Origin of the sequence: Streptomyces sp. (assembly GCF_050698815.1) — a bacterium.
Classification (GTDB): Bacteria; Actinomycetota; Actinomycetes; order Streptomycetales; family Streptomycetaceae; genus Streptomyces.
The window spans coordinates 1-2,833 of record NZ_JBOHCV010000146.1 but is presented as its reverse complement, the minus strand read 5'-3'; the positions used below and the strand labels follow the sequence as shown (position 1 = coordinate 2,833).

The 2,833-nt window shown below is 68.3% G+C and carries 3 protein-coding genes and 1 pseudogene; 2 read left to right on the top strand and 2 right to left on the bottom strand.

The window, feature by feature from the left end; translation table 11 throughout:
- A pseudogene (locus ACRDP3_RS05730) lies at positions 1-195 on the top strand (GMC family oxidoreductase); the annotation flags it as partial.
- Positions 196-202: 7 nt separating this feature from the next.
- Here the strand turns inward: ACRDP3_RS05730 and ACRDP3_RS05725 are convergent.
- Together ACRDP3_RS05725 and ACRDP3_RS05720 are read right to left on the bottom strand one after the other, a co-directional pair.
- Complete coding sequence (locus ACRDP3_RS05725) at positions 203-742, bottom strand: N-acetyltransferase family protein (protein WP_431515719.1); 540 nt, start codon at positions 740-742, stop codon at positions 203-205.
- Positions 739-2,025, bottom strand: a complete 1,287-nt coding sequence (locus tag ACRDP3_RS05720; protein WP_431515718.1) for an XRE family transcriptional regulator — start codon at positions 2,023-2,025, stop codon at positions 739-741. The genes ACRDP3_RS05725 and ACRDP3_RS05720 overlap by 4 nt, the downstream gene beginning before the upstream one ends.
- Positions 2,026-2,456: 431 nt before the next feature.
- On the opposite strand from ACRDP3_RS05720, the gene ACRDP3_RS05715 reads away from it, so the two are divergent.
- Positions 2,457-2,735, top strand: a complete 279-nt coding sequence (locus tag ACRDP3_RS05715) for a hypothetical protein (protein WP_431515717.1) — start codon at positions 2,457-2,459, stop codon at positions 2,733-2,735.
- The last annotated feature ends 98 nt before the right edge of the window (positions 2,736-2,833 follow it).

The following is a 2,833-nucleotide window of genomic DNA, read 5'->3' as shown; positions in this document are numbered from 1 at the left end:
GGGCTGTTCGTGACCGACGGAGCGGCAGTCCCCACGTCGCTGTGCGTCAATCCGTCCCTGACCATCGCCGCGCTCGCCGAGCGGGCCAGCCGCCACATCGTGGAACGGGCGGCCGAGTCGGGCGTGGCCGTCCGCTACGGCGCGCCAGCACCCGACGGTTCGACGTCCGGACGGCGCGGGGTGCTTCAGTCGTAGGTGCCGGTCAGCGGATGGCGCAGATCATCACGGTGAGGACCGGTGAGGCCGGTGATGGCTGGCTTTGTCCGATGTCCTCGTATCCCCACGACTTGTAGAGCGCGTGAACCTTTCCGTCCCCTGCGGCCGGGTTGACCATGAGCGTGACGAACGGCTCGTCGCGGGCGTCGAGGAGAGCGTCGTGGATACGGCGGGCAGTGCCGGTCTTCCGCCAGGCAGGACGGACGCCGATTTCCTTCAGTGCCACGGCCGGTCGCTCGGTGTACTTTCCCGCTGGCTCCGGGCCGGTGCGCTGCCAGTACCGGTCACCGTGCTCGATGCTGTTGCCGTAGGCGTAGCCGACGGGATGGCCGTCCGCATACGCGAGGACGACTATGAACCCCGGTTCGCAGCTGTGCCGGTCCAGGCGCTCGCCGAACGCGGTGACCGCATAGTTCGGCAGGTGGAGCAGGGGTGCGCGCACGTCGGCATACACGTCGAGGAGATCACCACGGACGGTGTCGAGGGTGTTGAACGTACACAGTTCGGTGACGGGCGCCGTGGTCATGCGGTGGTCCTCCAGGTGGCGGCGTGCTCGGTCCAAGTCTGCACGGTGGTACTGCCCTTCGCGGTGGCTCGCAGTGCGGCCCCGAACTCCTGCAACATGCGCGTGACCCGGGCGTGCTGGGTGGCGGTGTCGGCGGGGACCTTCATTGCGGTGGCCGTGGCGGCGTCCGCGGCGCCCTGGGCGAGCTGGGCGTGTGCAAGCCGGGTCGTGGTGATGGCTCGGGAGCGGACCATGTGGGGCCGACGGGCGGACAGACAGCGATGGGCGTGGAACTCGGCGGTCGTGTAGTCGCCGAGCGCCAAGTGCGCCGACAGGGCCAAGGAGTCCAATTCGGCCTGGTCGTAGAAGGCGATCATCCACCCCGGCCGGTAGTCGGCGGGGTCGGCGCGCACCATGGCGTCCTGCGCCTGCTCGAACGCCCGGCGGGTACTGGTGCGATTCTGTGCGGTGCCGTGAATGGCCCCCTGCCGGGCTAGGCCGAGGGACGCGAACAAGGGGTCACGGCGCGTGAGGTGCAGGTTGCGGGCGACGTCGTTGGCGGCGAGCGCGTCGGCGGGCCGCCCCATGTGCCGGTACATGGTTCCCGCGTGACTCCAGATGCGGAACTTGATCGCCTGATCACCGGACATCTCAGCAAGGGCTTGGGCCTCACGCATGTGCGTGTTCGCGACGTCGTAACGCCGGCCGTCGATGGCTGCCCACATCGCCGAGGAGCGGAACGCCGCGGCAGCGGCGTAGAGGCTGCCGCGTACGCGCTGGGAGGCGTTGCCCGCGTTCTGGAGGTTCAGCGCTTCGTCGCCGAGTGCTGCGGCCTTCTGCTCGATGCCGAGCTGCCCACCGTGGCGGTGATCGCTGGCGATGATCTCGGCGAAGCGCTTCTGCAGGCGGTCCACGTCGCTCATGCCGATACGGCGCTGCGCTGCGGGGCCGTGAGCGGCTGCTGCGGCGGTGGCAGCCGCAGCAATGCCGCCGACGAGGATTCGGCGCTTCATATCGGGATCCTTCTGCTGCGGTGGGGCTGGGGTGGACGGAGTCCGACCCCGTGGCACGAACCCTAAAGCGGTGGCAGGCAGTCCGGTGACGTCCTCAAGTGCCCTGCGCGTGGCCGACTTTGGCCACCTGACCCTTCCCGCTTTCCAGCCTCGGACTGACGATCCGTCCAGCCCGCCCAGTCGGCCCGTGAGGTCTCCAATGGCCTGGTTAACAGCTTCGGCGAGGGTGTTGGAGCTGTGGCCGTGCATCTCCATCCACGCCTCTAACGCGTGATTCCGCGTGGCGCTCATCACCACACCGTAGAGCGGGTGCCCGACAGAACAAAGGTAAACGGGCGGTCAAATCACCCTAGGCGACTCGCAGAGCTGACCTCTCCATCGTCCTAACCAAGCCTGCGTGGCAGGGCGTTGTCTGGTCGTCACAAGGGCCCGCTTGTTCCGCAGCTGACGGCCCGCCCGCACTTTGCAGAAGCTCCGGAAGGACAGCCCGAGATGTCGACAGCACCACCTTCGTGTCGCTTACTCACTGACGATTCCCGCTGGGAGGCGGTCGCGCCTCCCAGCACGTGGGCTGTGCATTCGATCACCGGGCATGCCTGCCCGGTGTGTCACCGCGGATACAGCCTGGCCCGGCCCGTACTGCGCCAGCACGGAGGCGGACGGCACGCATGCACGAGTTGCGCGCTCTCCCTGGGCATTCTCAGCCGGCAGGGGGCAGCTGGATGAGCGCCAGCAACGACAGTGCGGAGGTTGGGGATCTGGTGCACGACGAGGCCGGGTTGACTGAGGCAGTCGTGACCGACATCCGGCGCGGCACGTACATCTTGCGCCCCCGCTATGGCGGGGGGCTCGCCTCGGAGTGGGCCGTCGAGTGTGTGCACGTCCTGGCGCGGCGCGTGGGATCGCCCATGAGCGCCAGCCTGACCTCACCACCAACTCGGCGACGCCTGTGTATTCCTGGCGCGCTGCTGCGCATTGGACGCCTGCGTGCGTCCGTCTAGGCTCCGCCTCCGTCGGGTTCGACGTAACGTCACCCGGCCGAGGCGGGTTTCAGAAGGCACCACCTATCGAGGAGGTACACGTGGAAGCTCAGCCGTGG